Below are 15504 nucleotides of genomic sequence, written 5' to 3' on the forward strand. Positions count from 1 at the left end.
CGTATACGGCGCCCCCCGCGCCGCGCGGCTCAGCCGCGCCGGTTACGTAGGTAGATGGCGCTCGCCTGCACGCGGGTGCGGACCTGGAGCTTGTCGAAGATGTGCGAGACGTGCACGCCGATGGTCCGCTCGCTGATGAACAGCCGCTGGCCGATCTCCTTGTTGGTCAGCCCCTCCGCCACCGCGGCGAGCACCTCGCGCTCGCGGGCGGTGAGCGTCGCCAGCTCGTCGTCGCCCGCCGTGTCCCGCGCCGCGTCGCGCCCGCGCGCCTGCTCCCGCTCCTCCAACTCGACCCGGGCGCGGGTGGCCAGCGTCCTGATCTCCGAGGTCAACGGCACCGCCCCGAGCCCCTGCGCCGTCCGGTACGCCTCGCGCAGCAGCTTGCCCGCGGTCGCCATCCGGCTGCGCCGGGCGAGCAGCGCCTCCGCCTGCCGCAGCCGGGAGTACGCCGCCGGGTAGGGGTGGTTGCGCCGGTCCCACTCGGCCACCGAGCGGGCCCACAGCTCGGGGTCGTTGCCGTCGAGCCGGCCCACCTCCGCGTCGCACAGCGCCAGGAATCCGTCGACGACGTCCCGCACCGGCCGGGCCGCCTTCTCGCTCTTGCGCGCCACCCGGCCGGCCACGTCTCGCAGCCGCCGCACCGCCGTCTGGTCGACGGGGATGGTGCGCCCCGCGTGCGCCTCGGCCTCGGCCCGCAGCCCGTGCCAGACGAGCGCCGCGAGGATCGCCACGTCGTCCGAGCGGCTCTCGGTGAGCCCGCGCTGCACGGCCTGCCGGGCCAGGTCGTGGCGCCCCTGCCACATGGCCAGGCCGGCGCGCAGGGTCAGCAGCGGGATCACGTGCCGGGCGCCCCCGCCGGCGAGCACCGTCGCCACCGCGTCGAGGTCACGGTCGGCGGCCTCGATGTCCCCGTAGCCGACCGAGAGCCGGCAGCGGGCCAGCAGCAGCTCCACGGCGTCCGCGCCGGACGGGCGGTGGCGCAGCGCGGCGGCCACGACCTTCTCCGCCTCGGCCCACTGCCCCACCCGGAACAGCCCGTTCGTGGCGATCGCGAGCAGCCGGGTCTCGTACGTGCGGCCGAGCCCCAGCTCCGCCACCCGCTCCGCGCCCCGGCGGGCCACCACCACCCCCTCCTCGAGGATGTTCAGCGGTCCGGTGAGCAGCTCGGCGAGGTGCAGGTACGCGCACGCGACGTCGTCGGGCCGGCCGGCGCGCTCGGCGATGTCCAGCGCCTGGCGCATCACGGCGAGGCCGGCGTCCGGGTCCTCCAGGTAGGCCTCGCTGAAGCCGAGGGCCGCGCTGGCCACCACCACCTCCGAGGTGGAGCCGTCCACCGTGGCCGCCAGCTCCAGCGCCTCCCGGGCGCGCCGGCCCGCGTCGGCGTACCGGCCGAGGTGCAGCAGCAGCTCGGCCAGGTGGGCGGCCGCGGTGGCCCGCTCTCTCGGCGTGCAGTCGGCGGCCTCCAGCGCGCGCCGGTACTCCGCCTCGGCCAGCGCGGACCGTCCGGCGGCCGCGAGGTAGCGGGCGCGGCGGATGTGCAGCGCGCAGGCCGACATGCCACCCGCGCCGGCCAGCTCCTCCAGCAGCGCCAGCGCCCGGGCGTGCTCGCCGCAGTGGTGGGCCGCCTCGGCGGCGTGCCCCAGCAGGTCGGCCCGGTCCACCGTGCGCGGCCTGGCGGTCGGCGCCTCGGCCAGGTGCAACGCCACCGACCAGTGCCGGTGCGCCTCCGCGTAACCGTGCAGCCGCTCGGCCTCCTGCGCGGCGCCCACCGCCGCGGGGAGCGCGCGTGCCGGTTCGCCGGCCAGCCGCCAGTGGTGCGCGAGCCGCGCCTGGTGCAGCTCCGCCTCCGCCGAGGTGAGCGCCTCGGCGTAGCGGCGGTGCAGGGCGGAACGCTCGGCTGGCAGCAGCTCGTCCTCCAGCACCTCGGCGACCAGCCGGTGTCGCAGCCGGTAGCCGTCGTCGGCGCTGACGAGCAGCCGGTGCGCGACCGTCGCCCGGACCGCCTCGATGAGGTCCTGCTCCGGGAGCCCCACCACCCGGGCGAGCAGCCAGTGCTCGACCGGTTCCACGCCGGCGGCGACGGCGTGCACCACGGCGTGCGCGTGCTGCGGCAGCGCGTCGACCCGGGCCAGGAAGATCTCCCGGAGCGTGTCGGAGAGCCCGTCACGGCCGTCACGCAGGTCGCGGGCCAGCTCCTCGACGACGAAGGGGTTGCCGCCGCTGCGCTGCCAGACCTGCTCGGCCGCCTCCGCCGGCAGGGGCCGCCCGACCACGGCGGCGGCGAGCTGCTCGGTGGCGGCCCGGTCCAGGGGGGCGAGGTCGAGCACCCGTACGGAGCGCAGCCGGCGCAGCTCGGTCAGCACCCGGCGCAGCGGGTGCGCGCCCTGCAACGACTCGGCCCGTACGGCGGCGAGCACCGAGAGCTGGAGGTCGCCGAGCCCGGCGAGCAGGTAGAGCAGGAGTTGGCGGGTGCTGCGGTCGACCCACTGGAGGTCGTCGAGGACGAGCACGAGGGGGCGGCCCTCGGCGATGAGGTGCAGCCCGCGCGACACCCGTTCGAGGAGCGCGCCCGCGCCGTCGGGCCCGGCGGTCTCCTCCGCGAACATCTGCAGCAGTGCCCGGACGGCCGAGGAGGTGCGGGTGTGCGAGGTGGACAGTTCCGCGTCGAAGCGCCGCAGGGCCTGCAACAGCGGGTGCAGCGGTGACGCGTCGCCGATGTCGAGGCAGGAGCCGGTGAGCACCAGGGCCCCGGCGTCGCGCAGCTGCGCACCCACCTCGCGCAGGAGGCGCGTCTTGCCGACCCCGCTCTCGCCGGTGAGGAAGACGGCTGCGGTGTGCCCCTGCGCGACGTCGTCGAACAGGGCCGACCGGACCGACTTCAGCAGGTCGGCCCGGCCGACGAGCGGTGCATTGTCCACATCGCTGGCCATGGCACGCAGCCTAGTCACAGGCCCCCGCACCGTTCTACGGCCGTTTGCCCCATGTGGTACTCATCGCGTCGACATTGCGACCAAAGGTTGCGGGCGGCCGACATACGTCGTCCTACCGATCCCCCGTCGGCCGAGGAGTGAAAGTCTCCGGAGGTCGTGAGCCGTCAACCGGGGGGAAGGGCAGGTGCGAGGCCATGTCGACGTTGGTCGCCGCCGCGCCGCGGCTTCCGTGGCCGCAGTGGCCGGTGCCGGAGGAGAGGCGGACGGTCACCGTGTTGTTCGTCGACATCGTCGGCTCGACCGCGCTGGTCGAGCGGCTCGATCCCGAGGACGTACGGGCGGTGCAGCGGGCGTACTTCGACACGGTGGCGGGGGTGCTGCGCCGCTGGCACGGTGTGGTGGAGAAGTACGTCGGCGACGCCGTCATGGCGCTCTTCGGGGCACGCGAGTCCGACGGCTTCGACGCCTACCGGGCCGTGCGCGCCGGGCTGGAGATGCAGCGGGCACTGGACGAGCGGCAGCTGCCGGGCGGCGTCGTGCTGCGGGTCCGGGTGGGGGTGGCCACCGGCGAGGCCGTGGTCGACCTCGCCGCCGCCCGCGACGGCGGGCACGGCACGGCCAGCGGCGCGGTCATCACCACCGCGGCCCGGTTGCAGGAGTACGCCCCGCCGGGCGGCGTCGTCTGCTGCGCGGCCACCCACCGGGCCACCGCGGGGCTGGTGAGCCAGCGACGGCTCACCCCGGTCACGACGCCCGGCCGGCCACCGGCCGGGGGCGTCTGGCAGCCCGTCGCCTTCGCGGGCCCGCCCGTGGCGCGGCACGACGGACCGCTCGTCGGGCGGCGGCGGGAACTGGCCACCGCCCGGGACCGGGTCCTGCACGCGGTGCGGGAGCGCAGCCCCCGCTGGGTGTCGGTGGTGGGGCCGTCCGGCAGCGGCCGCAGCCGGTTGCTGCACGAGCTGACGCGCACCGTCGACGTGGTCGACGGGCAGCCGGTGCGGTGGTGCGTGGCGGCCTGCCCGCCGCACCCGCACGAGCCGATGGCCCCGGTGGCGCAGCTGCTGCGCGACCTCGCCGGGCTGGACGCGGCGGATTCCCCCGCGATGCTGCGCGAGCGGCTGGGCGCCGCCCTGCACGGGGTGCTCCCGCCGGCCCGGCTGGCGACCGCGCTGCCCGCGCTGGAGCGACTGGTCGCGGCACCGGACGGCACGTCCACCGCGGCGGCGGGCGCGGCCTGGTGCCAGGAGGTGCTGCTGCGCCTGGCCGGCCGGGGGCCGCTGGTGGTCGCGGTCGACGACCTTGACCGGGCCACCCCGGCGGTCGACCGGTTCCTGCACTCCCTGTTCACGGCGGCCGCCGCACGGGAGCTGCCGTTGGCGGTGGTGGCCCTGCACGGCGCGGACCGGGCGGACGCGCTGCCCGTGCGAACCGGCCGCCGGTGCCGGGTGCCGCTGCGCCCGCTCACCCCGGTTTACACCGGCCGGTTGCTGCGCCACCTGCTGGTCCGCGCCGGCCAGCCGGTGGCCCTGGTGGGGCGGCTGCTCCCGCTGGTCGGCGGCATGCCCGGCCACGCCGCGGCGTACGTCCGGTCGCTGGCCGACGGCGCGGACCCGGTGGCGCCGCCGCTGCCGGAGCCGCTGCGGCGGGACGTCGGCGCGGAGGTGGACCGGCTCGACGGCACGGGACGGGCGGCGCTGATGGCCGGCGCCACGCTGGGCGGCGGGTTCACCGCCGACCTGGTGGAGCGGCTGCTCGACTGGCCGGCGGGGCGAGCCGCGCGGGTGCTGTCCGACCTGGTCACCGCCGGTTTCCTCGACACGGGTGCCGACGGCCGGTACGCCCTCGTCACGCCCGCGCTGCGCCGGGTGGTCGCCGACCGGCTGCCCCGCCGCCTGCGGGCCGCCTTCGCCCGACGCGCCACCGGCACCGTCGAGCTCCCGGGCGCCGGCCCTACGGGCGTGGACGCCGCCGTCGCGAGCGGCCCGCGTCACGGCCCGGGCGACCCCGCCCCGCACCGCCACGACCGGGCCGGCGACCCGCCCGGAGCCCACCGGGTGGATCCGCCGCACCGGGACGCGGCCGGCCCCGGCCGGCCCGGGAGGTCACCGCTGCCGGTCACCGCCGCGGCGGCGTCTCCGGACGGCCGGCCGGCGCGCGGACGGTGGGAGCCCGTCGACCGGGTCCGGGCCGCGCCGTCCCGAGCCGTCGTGCGCACGCCGGCCTCCCCGCCGCGGTCCGTCGCCGCCGACCGGGACGGGCACTCGTTCCGGGCGGGCCCCGCGCCGCGGGGAACCGCACCCGGCGATCGCGCCACCGTCGGAGCGGACGGTGTGCCCCGCACCGAGGAGGCTCCGCCGATGGACGGCGCCCCGGCGGCAGCCGGGTTCGCCCCGGCCGCCTGACCGTTCGGATCCGCGCGGGCCGCGACGCGGGTCAGCGGTCGGCGAGGAAGGCCAGCACGCGCTCCCAGGTCGCCTCGGCGGCGGCCGCGTCGTGGTCGGGCGTGTCGGGGTCGGTGAAGAGGTGACCGGCGCCCGGGTAGCGGAACACCGTCAGGTCCGCCCCGGCGGCGGTCATCGCGTCCCGCCACTCGTCAATCTCGGCCGGCGGCTCGTACTCGTCCGGGTCGGCGAGGTGCAGCTGCACCCGCAGGCCCGGTCGCACCGCCGCCGGTGAGCCGCCCGTGCCGTGCAGGAGCAGCAGGCCGGCCGTGACCGGACGCTCGGCGAGCATCGCGCCGGCCACCCCGGCGCCCATCGAGAAGCCCGCCAGGACGGTCTCCGGCGGCAGCTGCTCGACCGCGGTCCGCGCCCGGTCGAGCACCACGTCCCCGCCGACCTTCTCCAGCAGGGCGAAGCCCTCCTCGACGGTGTCGACGGCCGGCACGCCGTAAAGGTCCGGCGTCGCGACCTCGTGCCCGTCGGCCCGCAGCCGGTCGGCGGCGGCCAGGACGGCGGGGCGCAACCCGTAAACGGAGTGGAAGAGCACGACGTGTCCCATCCGGACCATCCTGCCGTATCCCACCGCGCGTCGCGTCGGGTCGACGCGCGCCGGCGGTCAGCACAGCGCTTCGAGGCGGGCCACCAGCTCGGCGGGCGCCGGCCTGGCGGCGATCTCGGCACCGACCTCGCGGGCCGCCGTGCCCAGCGCCGGGTCGGTGACCAGGCGGGTGAGCGTCTCGGCGGTGATGTCGCGGGCCGGCACCGCGAGACCGGCGCCCCGGCGCGCCACCAGCTCGGCGTTCTGTCGCCGGTCGCCCGGCCCGGGCGTGGCGAGCTGCGGCACGCCGGCCACGAGGGCGTTGAAGACGCTGCCGGCGCCACCGTGGTGCACCAGCGCCGCGCTCGCCGGCAGGGCGGCCGGCAGCGGGATCCAGTCGACCGTGCGGACGTTCGCGGGCAGCGCGGTGCCGACGAGCCGCCGGTCCGGGCGTACCAGCACGAACTCCGCGTCGACCCGGCCGGCGGCGGCCACCACGGCGCCCATCGGCCCGCCGCCGCCGGGCCCGGTGAGCGTGCTGCGGCTGACCAGCACCCGGGGCCGGTCCCCCGGTTCCCGCAGCCAGGCCGGCAGCTCGCCGCCGCCGAGGTAGGCGCCGTAGCGCAGGGGCCAGCCGTCCTGGCGCAGCACGCTGGGCGGGGCGACGGCGAGCGCGGCCGCCGGTGGAGGCAGCTCGGTCAGGCGGTGCCGACGCAGCGCCCCGCCCAGCCGGGCGGTCGTGGCCCGGACCAGCTCCCGCCCGTCGAACAGCGCGTTCTCCTGGCGTACGGCCGGCACGCCGAGCCGGGCCGCGGCGACCGCGCCGGCCACCGCGAACGGCTCGTGCAGCACCAGGTCGGGCCGCCAGTCGTCGGCGAGCGCGACCACGGCGTCGGTGAGGTGGTCGTTGAGCGCGCCGAAGAGCAGTCCGGCGCCGCGCGTGCCGGCCGTGCCGGCGAGTTCCGCCCGTGCCACCAGCGGGTGACGCAGCATGACGCCTCGGGCGATCCGGCCGAAGTCGAATCCCGGTGCGACGTCGCGTACCGGCAGCCCGGATCCGGCGACGGCGGCGGCCTCGCCCCCGGTGGCGACGAGCACCTCGTGACCGGCGTCGCGGAGCGCGGCGGCGAGCGGCACGAGCGGGAAGGCGTGGCCGATCAGGGGCGCGGACACCACCAGGACGCGCATGGGGGCGATCCTATGCGGGCGGTGCGCGCCGCACCGGTCGCGGGAGCGCCGGCGTCAGCGGGCCGGCGCCGACGCGGCGGCCGGGTCGTCGCCGGCGGGTGGCCGGGCGGCGAGCGTACGGCTGCGGCCCCGGAACTCGGCGATCACCTCGCCGTCGTCCCGGGTGACCGTGACGTCGTAGATGCCGCTGCGGCCGTAGCGGGTGCGTTCGGTGGCCCGCGCGGTCAGCACGTCGCCGGCGCGCGCAGGGCGGACGAAGGTGATGTCGCCGCCCGCCGCGACGGTGGGCGGCCCCCAGCTGTTGCAGGCCAGCGCGAACGCGGTGTCGGCGAGCAGGAACACGAAGCCGCCGTGGGCGATGGCGTGGCCGTTGAGCATCCCGTCGGTCACCCGCATCCGGGCGACCGCCGCGCCGCCATCGGCCTCGACCAGTTCGATGCCGAGGCCACGGGAGGCCGGGTCGGCGTCGAACATGTCGTGCGCCGCGTTGCGTGCGTTTCCCACGTCAGCCCGCCCGCCGCTCGTCGACGATGCGCCGCATCTTGCCCATCGACCGCTCCACGCCGTCCGGGGCGATCACCTCCACGCTCACGCTCACCCCGACGGTGTTCTTGACCAGGTGCACGAGGGCCTCCCCGGCCCGCTCGGCGGCGTCGGCGGCCACGCCGGGGCGCCGCTCGACCCGCACGGTGAGGCTGTCCATCCGTCCCTGCCGTCCGAGCACGCACTGGAAGTGCGGGGACAGTTCGGGAATGCGCAGGATCAGCTCCTCGATCTGCGTCGGGAACACGTTGACGCCGCGCACGATCATCATGTCGTCGGTCCGCCCGGTGATCTTCTCGATCCGGCGCATGGGGCGGGCGGTGCCCGGCAGCAACCGGGTCAGGTCGCGGGTGCGGTACCGGACGACGGGCATGGCCTCCTTGGTGAGGGAGGTGAGCACCAGTTCGCCGCGCTCACCGTCGGGGAGCACCTCGCCGGTGACCGGGTCGATGATCTCCGGGTAGAAGTGGTCCTCCCAGAGGTGCAGCCCGTCCTTGGTCTCGACGCACTCGTTGGCCACGCCGGGGCCCATCACCTCGGAGAGCCCGTAGATGTCCACGGCGTGCATGTCCAGCCGCTGCTCCATCTCCCGGCGCATGTCCTCGGTCCACGGCTCGGCGCCGAAGATGCCGACCCGCAGCGAGGTTTCGCGGGGGTCGATCCCCTGCCGCCGCATCTCGTCGACGATGGCCAGCATGTAGCTCGGGGTCACCATGATGATCTCGGGCTCGAAGTCGCGGATCAGCATCACCTGCCGCTCGGTCATCCCGCCGGAGACCGGGATGACGGTGCAGCCCAGCTCCTCGGCCCCGTAGTGGGCGCCCAGGCCACCGGTGAACAGGCCGTAGCCGTACGCGACGTGCACCCGGTCGCCGGGGCGCCCGCCGGAGGCGCGGATCGAGCGGGCCATCAGCCGGGCCCAGGTGGTCAGGTCGGCGCGGGTGTAGCCCACGACGGTGGGTCGGCCGGTCGTGCCGGAGGAGGCGTGCAGCCGGGCGACCCGCTCGCGCGGCACGGCGAACATGCCGAACGGGTAGTTCTCCCGCAGCTCGGCCTTCCCGGTGAACGGGAAGCGGGCCAGGTCGGCCAGGTCCCGGCAGTCGTCGGGGTGCACCCCCGCCGCCTCGAAGGCACGCCGGTAGTGCGGGACGTTGTCGTACGCGTGCCGCAGTGACCAGCGCAGGCGTTCGAGCTGCACCGCCCGCAGCTCGTCCACGCTGGCCCGTTCGATCGGCTCCAGGTCCTCGCGTCGAGGGGTGCGGTCCTGCATGCGTCCTCCTGCACGACGGCGGTGGCGTGGCCGGCGGGCCCACGTACCGGTGTCGCACCCAGGGAAGACGCCCACGGCCCGCGCCGCCCGGTTCGCGGCCGCCGATCCGCGTACCGTACGCCCACGGCGGCCCGCCGTCACCGCCGGGTGGCGGGACCGGGTGCGCCGCCAGCGGACGAGCCGGCGACGGGCACGGCCACCGGTCAGACGGTGAGCAGGGTCTTGCCGACCGTCGCGCGCTCCTCGATCGCCCGGTGCGCGTCCGCCGCCCGCTCCAGCGGGAAGGTCTGCCCGATCAGCGGCGTGATCCGTCCCGCCGCGGCGGCGTCGAGCGCGGCGCGCAGGTGGCGGCGTCGCAGGTCGGGGTGGAACTGCACGTCGGCGATGCCGAGCACGTGCACGTGCCGGCGCCGGGCGGCCGGAGCGTCGGGCACCGCGAACGCTCCGGCGGGGGTGCCGTGGGCCGAGAACCAGCCGCCGTCGCGGACCAGGTCGAACGCCGTCCGGCCGTACTCGCCGCCCGCGCCGTCGAACACGACGTCGAGCCCGCCCGCCGCCTCCCGTACCCGGTCGGCCCAGCCCGCCGTGGCGTAGTCGACCACGAGGTCCGCGCCGAGCCGGCGCAGCGCCTCGTGCTTGGCCGCGCCCCGCGCCGCCGCGACGACGTGCCCGCCGGCGGCGCGGACCAGCTGCACCAGGAGCGCGCCCAGTCCGCCGGCCGCCGCGGTGACCAGCACCCGGTCGCCGGAGCGCACCGGCACCTGGTCGAGCAGCCCCAGCGCGGTCACCCCGTCGTGCAGCAGCGCGGCGGCGTCGGGCAGGGTGACCCCGTCGGGGACCGGGGTCACGGCGGTCGCGGGCACGACGGCCCGCTCCAGGTAGCCGCCCCGCTCGTCGGTACGGGTGACGACTCTCCGCCCCCGCCAGGCCGGGTCGACGTCGGCGCCGACCGCGCCGACGGTGCCGGCGACCCCCACGCCCGGCCGGTACGGCGGCACGACGGGGAAGTGGTCGCCGCCCGCGCCGCGCCGGATGGCGGTCTCCACCCAGAGCACGTCGGCGGCGGCCACGTCGATCAGCAGCTCACCGGGGCCGGGCACGGGCTCCGGCACCTCGACCACCGTCAGCACCTCGGGGCCGCCGAACGCCCCCACCTCGATGACCCGCACGTCGTCCTCCTGTCGCTCGCAGGTACCCGACCAGCGTGGACGGTGAAGTGCGGTTGAGGTCAACCGGAGACGGTCAGGGGTTCGCCGGGTCGATGTTCCGCTCGCGCAGCAGCGCGTCGAGCTTCGCCTCGATCCGCTCGTCGGACTCGCGGGACTGGGAGGAGCCCCAGTAGTAGAAGAGGGCGAGCCCGGCCGCCTGCCAGACCAGTTGGAGGAACTCCGACTGCCAGTTCTCCAGGGTCGAGGCGAAGAACTGCGGCAGGAACTCGGCCCATGCGAACGACTGGCCGTGCTGAGTCGCCTCGTTGCTCTCCACGACCATCTGGAAGAAGAACTGGCCGATCCAGGAGAACAGGAACAGCGCGCCGGTGACCAGCGCGAAGGCGTACGCCTTGGGCCAGCGGGGCTTGCGGAACGGCGGCCCGGTGCGCCGGCGGGAGCCCTGCGGTGCGGTGGTCGTGGCGGATGCGCCCCGGCCGTTCGACGTGGTGGTCTCGGCCATCACGAACCCCCCTTCTCGACGGTGGTGCCGGGGGCAGTGCCCCGGCACGACGACGTCGAAACGGGAGGTCGGCGTGGCGGGCGACGGATCGCCCGGGGCCGCGCCGCGTCAGCGGGCGACGGGCAGGTGGTGCAGCGCGTCGACCAGCGGGGCGAGCTCCGGGATCTCCGCCGCCTCGGCCAGCGCCCGGGCGAGCACCTGGTCGTGGGTGGGGCGGGCGCGGGCGAGCAGCTCGGAGCCGGCCCCGGTCAGCTCGGTGTAGATGCCGCGCCGGTCGTCGGCGCAGAGGATGCGGGTGAGCAGGCCGCGCTCCTCCAGGCGGGTGACCAGCCGGGTGGTGGCGCTGTTGGAGAGCGCGGCCGCCCGGGCCAGCTGGCGCATCCGCATGTGCCAGCCGTCCTGCCGGGAGAGCGCGTCGAGCACCGTGTACTCCACCACGGAGAGGTCATGGTCGGCCTGCAGGGCGCGCTCCAGGGCGGTCTCGATGTGGCCGTGCAGGGCGGCGAGGGTGCGCCAACCCTGGGCGCGGACCTCCACCGCGTCGTCGCCGATGCCCATGCCGCCTCCTCCTGTGCCAGGGGCCACTGCCAGGCTAGCACGCTTGCGCGCATAGAGAGCGCGTGCAACTATTTCGTTGTCGGCGCGTGTAGTTGCACACGCCTGCTATCTGGAACCCTCCTCGATGGGAAGGCCATGTCCGCACGTTCCCAGTCCCTGCCCGCCGGCCTGATCGCGCTCGCCATCGGCGCGTTCGGCATCGGCCTCACCGAATTCGTGATCATGGGTCTGCTACCCGAGGTGGCGGCCGACTTCGCGGTCAGCGAGCCGGTCGCCGGCTGGCTGATCTCCGGCTACGCGCTCAGCGTGGCCGTCGGCGGCGTGGCCCTGACCGCGGCCGTCACCCGCCTACCCCGCAAGCAGGTGCTGCTCGGTCTCATGGTGCTCTTCATCGTGGGCAACCTGCTCTCCGCGGTGGCCGGCAGCTACGCCGTGATGATGGGCGGCCGGATCATCGCGGCGCTCTGCCACGGCGCCTTCTTCGGCATCGGCGCGGTCGTCGCCGCCGGGCTGGTCGCCCCCGCCCGCCGCGCCGGCGCCATCGCGCTGATGTTCTCCGGGCTGACGATCGCCAACGTGCTCGGTGTGCCGTTCGGCACCCTGCTCGGCCAGCACCTCGGCTGGCGCTCGACGTTCTGGGCGATCACCGCCATCGGCGTCGTCGCGCTGATCGGCCTGGCGCTGCTCGTCCCCGCCCGGGCGGCGGGCAGCGCGGACGCCCCCACCGGCGGACTCCGCAACGAGCTGCGCGCGTTCACCCACCCGCAGGTCTGGCTCTCCCTGGTGATCACGATCCTGGGCTTCGGCGGGATGTTCGGCGCCTTCACCTACATCGCCTTCACGCTCACCGAGGTCAGCGGGTTCACGTCCGGCTCGGTGCCGTGGCTGCTGGTGCTCTTCGGGGTGGGCCTGTTCGCCGGCAACCTGCTCGGCGGCCGGGCGGCCGACGTCTCGGTCTCGCGGACCCTGACCGTGGTGCTCGCCGTGCTCACCGTCGTCCTGGTCGGCTTCGCGCTGACCGCCGGTAGCCGGCCGCTGACCGTCGTCGCGCTGCTGCTGATGGGCGGCTTCGGTTTCGCGACCGTGCCGCCACTGCAGATGCGGATCATGCGGTACGCCCACGCGGCCCCGACGCTGGCCTCTGGCGCGAACATCGCCGCCTTCAACGTCGGCAACGCGCTGGGCGCCTGGGTCGGCGGTGTCACCATCGCCGCGGGCCTCGGCTACACCTCGCCCATCTGGGCGGGCGCCGCGCTCACCCTGGTAGGCCTGGCGGTCCTGCTCCTCGCGTCGCGGCTGGCCCGACGGGAGTCGGCCCGGCGGGCGACGGAGCAGCGTGTGCCCGTGCCGGTGGCCTGAGGCCCCGACGACCCCGCGGGCCCGAACGCTCCGGGCGCGAGGTCGAGGACGACCCTCGCGGGGCCGGGCTGGCGCCCGGCCCCGCGACCGATCATCGCGTTGCCATTCCTTCTTATTGCAAAGTTCTGGCAACAAGGTCTGGACACCACGCGCGTTACGTAACTAGCCTCTTCGACATGACTCCTTACATCACGGACGCCGCCGCCTGGCAGGAGAGCTGGGACCGGCAGCAGGAGGCCTACCTGCCGGACCGGGAGCACCGGTTCGCCACCATGCTCGACGCGGTCGACGCGGTCACCGAGGGCGCGCCCCCGCGCCTGCTCGACCTGGCCGGTGGCACCGGCACGATCTCCCTGCGCACCCTGTCCCGCTTCCCCCGGGCCGAGGTGACCCTGCTCGACCAGGACCCGGCGCTGCTCGCCATCGCCGAGGCGTCGCTGGCCGACCGGGCGACCGTGGTCACCGCCGACCTCGGGCGCGCCGGCTGGGTGGCCGACCTCCCCCAGCGCGAGTACGACGCCGTGCTCACCGCGACCGCCCTGCACTGGCTGCCGGCCGAGCGGCTCACCCGGCTCTACGCCGAGATCCGCGAGGTGCTGCGGCCGGGTGGGATCCTCGTCAACGCCGACCACATGCCCGACGACGCGCTGCCGGAGCTCACCAAGCGGCTCGACGCCCGCGCACGGACGCGCCGCCACGCCCGGTACGCCTCCGGCGCGGTGCCCTCCTGGTCGGACTGGTGGGAGCGGGCCGCCGCCGACCCGGCGCTGGCCCCGCTGGTCGAGCGCCGGCACGCCATCTACCCGACCGGGCACAGTCCCGAGTGGAACCCGCCGGTCTCCTGGCACCTGGCGGCCCTGGGCGACGCCGGCTACGCCGAGGTGGGCACCCTCTGGCGCGGGGGCTCCGACGCCGCTGTCGTCGCCGTCCGCTGATCCGGGTGGCTCCCGCCGACGTATCCTGAGCTTCCCGCGATCTTGTCAGGAGCCGCCCGCGCGGCGCGGGGCACCCGACCGCGAAGCACCGGCCGGGACCTGCGAAACGGGGAGGCGAGGACGGTGGCGGGAGGACCGCGGCGGCGCGTCGATCCCGACGTCGACCTGCGGGTACGCCGCGACCGGCGCGAGCTGGACGCGCACCCCGCGGCCGTGCTCGGGGTCATCGCCGCCGGCGGTGTGCTCGGAGCACTGGCCCGCGCCGGCCTCCAGGCGGCGTTTCCGCACCCCCCGGCGGGCTTCGCGTGGGCGACCTTCGCGATCAACCTCGGCGGGTGCCTGCTGATCGGCGTCCTCATGGCGGTGCTGCGGGCACTCGACGGAGGGCCGCCGCTCGCCCGGCCGTTCCTCGGCGTCGGCGTCCTGGGCGGCTTCACCACCTTCTCCACGTACGTCGTCGACGTCCATCAGGCGCTCGTCGCCGGGGCGCCGGGGACCGCGCTGGCGTACCTGGCGGCGACCGTCGTGGGGGCGCTGCTCGCCGTCTGGGCCGGCGACACGCTCGCCGGTCGACTGCTGGACCGGAGCGGCCGGTGAGCGTGCTCCTCGTCGCGATCGGCGCGGCCGTCGGTGCCCCGCTGCGCTACCTCACCGACCGGGCCGTGCAGGCGCGGTTCGGCTCCGCCTTCCCGTGGGGCACGCTCACCGTGAACGTGCTGGGCTCGCTGGTGCTGGGCCTGCTCGTCGGGCTGCCGGTCGGGCCGGCGGCCAGCGCGCTGCTCGGCACCGGCTTCTGCGGCGCGCTGACCACCTGGTCGACGCTGAGCTACGAGACCCTACGGCTGGCCCGCGCCGGCGACCGCCTGCCGGCCCTGGCCAATGTGCTGGTCAGCGTCGCCGCCGGGCTCGCCGCGGCCAGCGCCGGCTACGCGCTGGCCCGGGCGATCGCCGGTTGACCGTCCCCACGCGGGCCGGGCCGTCCGGGGGCGTCCCGCCGTAGCGGCGGTCGTAGCCGCGCAGCTTCCACAGCGCCACCGCGCCCACCCAGGACGCCAGGAAGAGCCCCACGACCACGTAGCCGAGCTGCTCGAAGTGGTCGGCGACGCCCGCGTACCCGGCCAGCGCCCGCACCCCGAGATGGTCGACGAGCAGCCCCGCGCCGTACACGCTGGCCACGACCCCGCCGACCAGCACGGTCATGCCCGTGGTGGCCAGGTTGTAGTAGAGGCGCCGGGCCGGATGCCGGTACGCCCACGAGTACGCCCGGCTCATCAGCAGGCTGTCCGCGGTGTCCATGGCGGACATCCCGGCGGCGAAGAGCAGCGGAAGGGTGAGCAGGGCGAGCACCGGCAGGCCGCCGGCCGCGGCGGTGCTCGCCGACAGGGAGAGCAGGGTGACCTCGCTCGCCGTCTCCAGGCCCAGGCCGAAGAGGAACCCGACCGGCGCCATGTGCCACGAGGAGCGGACCAGCGACCGGGCCCGCGACCCGAGGACCCGCTGCACCAGACCGCGGTTGACCAGGTGCAGGTCGAGTTCCCGCTCGTCCAGCCGCCCGTGGCGCAGCCGCCGCCAGAGCCGGGCCAGCCCGGCCAGCACCGCCGCGTTCAACAGCGCCACCAGCGCCAGGAAGGCGGTGGCGGTGACGATCGCGACGGTGGCGCCGACCTCGCGTACCCCGGCGAGCCGGGGGCCGGTGAGGTTGGCCGAGGCGAGGCCGACCACCAGCGCGAGCAGCAGGACCACCGCGCTGTGCCCGAGGGCGAAGAAGAAGCCCACGCCCACGGGACGCCGACCGCGCAGCAGCATCAGCCGGGTGGTGTCGTCGATCGCCGCGATGTGGTCGGCGTCGAAGGCGTGCCGCACCCCCAGCACGTACGCGAGCGTGCCGGCCCCGGCGAGGCCGCCCGCCGCCACCGGCTGGTTGTTCCAGTAGAGGTAGAGGCTCCAGCCGGCGACGTGCAGCACGGCGACGGCGAGCACGATGCCGCCGAGACGGATCCGTTCGGCACGGCTGAACCGGCCGACGGGCGGCGCGGCGGTGAACGGGGGCGAACTCATCGGACTCCTTCGG

14 protein-coding genes are annotated in these 15504 nt (G+C 76.0%); 5 read left to right on the forward strand and 9 right to left on the reverse strand.

Translation table 11 applies throughout. The features are described from left to right. Positions 1–29: 29 nt before the first annotated feature. Positions 30–2930, reverse strand: coding sequence for a helix-turn-helix transcriptional regulator (locus SM573_RS21985; RefSeq protein ID WP_474610445.1), 2901 nt, complete (start codon positions 2928–2930; stop codon positions 30–32). 194 nt (positions 2931–3124) lie between these two features. Here SM573_RS21985 and SM573_RS21990 point away from each other — a divergent pair, with 194 nt between their 5' ends. Then, positions 3125–5332, forward strand: a complete 2208-nt coding sequence (locus SM573_RS21990; protein ID WP_474616933.1) for an AAA family ATPase — start codon at positions 3125–3127, stop codon at positions 5330–5332. Positions 5333–5363: 31 nt separating this feature from the next. On the opposite strand, the gene SM573_RS21995 is transcribed toward SM573_RS21990, so the two are convergent. From SM573_RS21995 to SM573_RS22025, 7 genes are all read right to left on the reverse strand, one after another. Continuing rightward, complete coding sequence (locus SM573_RS21995) at positions 5364–5930, reverse strand: dienelactone hydrolase family protein (protein ID WP_474610447.1); 567 nt, start codon at positions 5928–5930, stop codon at positions 5364–5366. 57 nt (positions 5931–5987) lie between these two features. Then, entirely contained in the window at positions 5988–7097 is a 1110-nt protein-coding gene (locus tag SM573_RS22000) for a nucleotide disphospho-sugar-binding domain-containing protein (protein WP_474616934.1), read from the reverse strand. 54 nt (positions 7098–7151) lie between these two features. Next, entirely contained in the window at positions 7152–7571 is a 420-nt protein-coding gene (gene paaI, locus SM573_RS22005; protein WP_474617101.1) for a hydroxyphenylacetyl-CoA thioesterase PaaI, read from the reverse strand. Between the two features lie 31 nt (positions 7572–7602). Then, on the reverse strand, positions 7603–8910 hold the full coding sequence (paaK, locus tag SM573_RS22010) for a phenylacetate--CoA ligase PaaK (RefSeq protein ID WP_474610449.1): 1308 nt from the start codon (positions 8908–8910) through the stop codon (positions 7603–7605). 203 nt (positions 8911–9113) lie between these two features. Then, positions 9114–10079, reverse strand: coding sequence for a zinc-binding dehydrogenase (locus SM573_RS22015; RefSeq protein WP_474610450.1), 966 nt, complete (start codon positions 10077–10079; stop codon positions 9114–9116). Positions 10080–10152: 73 nt separating this feature from the next. Further along, the gene (locus tag SM573_RS22020) at positions 10153–10581 is read right to left on the reverse strand and encodes a DUF6766 family protein (protein WP_474610451.1); all 429 of its coding nucleotides are present in this window, start codon (positions 10579–10581) and stop codon (positions 10153–10155) included. A gap of 108 nt (positions 10582–10689) precedes the next feature. Then, the gene (locus tag SM573_RS22025) at positions 10690–11139 is read right to left on the reverse strand and encodes a MarR family winged helix-turn-helix transcriptional regulator (protein ID WP_474610452.1); all 450 of its coding nucleotides are present in this window, start codon (positions 11137–11139) and stop codon (positions 10690–10692) included. A gap of 135 nt (positions 11140–11274) precedes the next feature. Between SM573_RS22025 and SM573_RS22030 the strand changes: the two genes are divergently transcribed. The 4 genes from SM573_RS22030 (at position 11275) to crcB (ending at position 14389) form a co-directional block, all read left to right on the forward strand. After that, positions 11275–12498, forward strand: coding sequence for an MFS transporter (locus tag SM573_RS22030; RefSeq protein WP_474610453.1), 1224 nt, complete (start codon positions 11275–11277; stop codon positions 12496–12498). Between the two features lie 176 nt (positions 12499–12674). Next, on the forward strand, positions 12675–13433 hold the full coding sequence (locus tag SM573_RS22035; RefSeq protein ID WP_474610454.1) for a class I SAM-dependent methyltransferase: 759 nt from the start codon (positions 12675–12677) through the stop codon (positions 13431–13433). Positions 13434–13556: 123 nt separating this feature from the next. Next, positions 13557–14030, forward strand: coding sequence for a fluoride efflux transporter FluC (locus tag SM573_RS22040; RefSeq protein ID WP_474610455.1), 474 nt, complete (start codon positions 13557–13559; stop codon positions 14028–14030). Next, positions 14027–14389, forward strand: a complete 363-nt coding sequence (gene crcB / locus SM573_RS22045; RefSeq protein WP_474610456.1) for a fluoride efflux transporter CrcB — start codon at positions 14027–14029, stop codon at positions 14387–14389. The genes SM573_RS22040 and crcB overlap by 4 nt, the downstream gene beginning before the upstream one ends. Here crcB and SM573_RS22050 read toward each other — a convergent pair. Continuing rightward, entirely contained in the window at positions 14322–15491 is a 1170-nt protein-coding gene (locus SM573_RS22050) for a HoxN/HupN/NixA family nickel/cobalt transporter (protein ID WP_474616935.1), read from the reverse strand. The genes crcB and SM573_RS22050 overlap by 68 nt on opposite strands. Between the last annotated feature and the right edge of the window lie 13 nt (positions 15492–15504).

The sequence above is a fragment of the Micromonospora xinjiangensis genome, assembly GCF_056150165.1.

Coding starts and splice junctions, on each gene's coding strand:
- SM573_RS21985 (WP_474610445.1), bottom strand. CDS start 2,930: ATGGCCAGCGATGTGGACAATGCACCGCTCGTCGGCCGGGCCGACCTG.
- SM573_RS21990 (WP_474616933.1), top strand. CDS start 3,125: ATGTCGACGTTGGTCGCCGCCGCGCCGCGGCTTCCGTGGCCGCAGTGG.
- SM573_RS21995 (WP_474610447.1), bottom strand. CDS start 5,930: ATGGGACACGTCGTGCTCTTCCACTCCGTTTACGGGTTGCGCCCCGCC.
- SM573_RS22000 (WP_474616934.1), bottom strand. CDS start 7,097: ATGCGCGTCCTGGTGGTGTCCGCGCCCCTGATCGGCCACGCCTTCCCG.
- paaI (WP_474617101.1), bottom strand. CDS start 7,571: ATGTTCGACGCCGACCCGGCCTCCCGTGGCCTCGGCATCGAACTGGTC.
- paaK (WP_474610449.1), bottom strand. CDS start 8,910: ATGCAGGACCGCACCCCTCGACGCGAGGACCTGGAGCCGATCGAACGG.
- SM573_RS22020 (WP_474610451.1), bottom strand. CDS start 10,581: ATGGCCGAGACCACCACGTCGAACGGCCGGGGCGCATCCGCCACGACC.
- SM573_RS22025 (WP_474610452.1), bottom strand. CDS start 11,139: ATGGGCATCGGCGACGACGCGGTGGAGGTCCGCGCCCAGGGTTGGCGC.
- SM573_RS22030 (WP_474610453.1), top strand. CDS start 11,275: ATGTCCGCACGTTCCCAGTCCCTGCCCGCCGGCCTGATCGCGCTCGCC.
- SM573_RS22035 (WP_474610454.1), top strand. CDS start 12,675: ATGACTCCTTACATCACGGACGCCGCCGCCTGGCAGGAGAGCTGGGAC.
- SM573_RS22050 (WP_474616935.1), bottom strand. CDS start 15,491: ATGAGTTCGCCCCCGTTCACCGCCGCGCCGCCCGTCGGCCGGTTCAGC.